Here is a 1,146-nt window from a genome sequence, read left to right on the forward strand (position 1 = left end):
CGCGGCGCCAGGCCGGGAGGGCAGCTCGCCGCCCCGGTCGCCGCGCTCAGCGCCTCGCGCAGCAGCGGGTTCGGGAAGCGCCGCGGAATCGTCACCGCATAGAAGGGCTGCAGCAGGCCGGGCAGGCGCTCGGCCTCCTGCAACTCGCCCGAGGCGAGTTCGTCGCGCACGACGATGGGCGGCAGCACGGCCAGGCCAACGCCTTCCCGCGCCAGCAGCCGCATCATGGCCATGTCGTCGACCTCCGCCGCGATCTGCAGCGTCACGCCGAGGCGTTCGCGCAGCGCCTCGAAGCCCGGACGGAGCCCGCTCTCGGGCGTGGGCAGGATCAGCGGCGCGGTCGCGAGGCGTTCGGCGAGGCTCGCCCGGCCCGCCAGCAACGCCGGGCGGCCGACCAGGCTGACCGGCTCCTCCGCCAGGCGATGCGCGACGAAGCTACCACCCGCCGGCGGCTCGCTGGTCAGCACGACATCGAGGCTCAGCTCCTCGAGCGCGCGCAGCAGTTCCGCCATGCCACCGGAGCGCAGGATGACTTCGACATCCGGCCGCCCCAGCACGGGGCGCAGGAAGGTCAGCTGGAAGTTGCGCGAGAGCGTCGCCAGCGCGCCGACGCGCAGCATGCGGTGCGCGCCCCGCCTCTCCCGTAGCGTGGCGACCAGCTCCTCACCGGCGGAGAAGATCGCATCCGCATGCGCCAGCGCGATCCGCCCGGCCTCGGTCAGCACGAGGCGCCGCCCGCTCCGTTCGAACAGCGCCTGGCCCAGGCGGTCCTCGAGCGAGCGGATCTGGGCCGACAGCGCCGAGGGCGCGAGGTTCAGGCCCGCCGCCGCGCGGGTGAGGTTCCCCTCATGCGCGACGGCCCGGAAATAGCGCAGGTGGTGGTAGTTCAGCTCGGGCATATTGTTCGTTCCAATCGAACGATATGATAGAAATTATGTGATTTCTTGCAATTTCAATGATTGCTATCCGGCGCCCGTTCCCAGCGCGACGGAGCGCCCCACGCCCATGCCGACCCATCTCCTGCCCCTTCTCGCCCCGTTGGCGCTGGCCGCCGCGGCGCTGATCGCCTTCCGCGGGCCAGGCCTGCGGCCGGCCGCCAGCCTGCGCGCCGCGGGGCTCGCTGCCCTCGTCGCGCTGGTCGTCGCC

The 1,146-nt window shown here is 72.5% G+C and carries 1 protein-coding gene; it reads right to left on the reverse strand.

Annotated elements, in window-relative coordinates; all coding sequences use genetic code 11:
- Positions 1-899: LysR family transcriptional regulator (locus HW578_RS26840; RefSeq protein WP_198373747.1), on the reverse strand; the 899-nt coding region annotated here is incomplete at its 3' end.
- Positions 900-1,146: the final 247 nt, after the last annotated feature.

The sequence above is a fragment of the Roseomonas rosulenta genome (genome assembly GCF_016106005.1).
Lineage (GTDB): Bacteria > Pseudomonadota > Alphaproteobacteria > Acetobacterales > Acetobacteraceae > Neoroseomonas > Neoroseomonas rosulenta.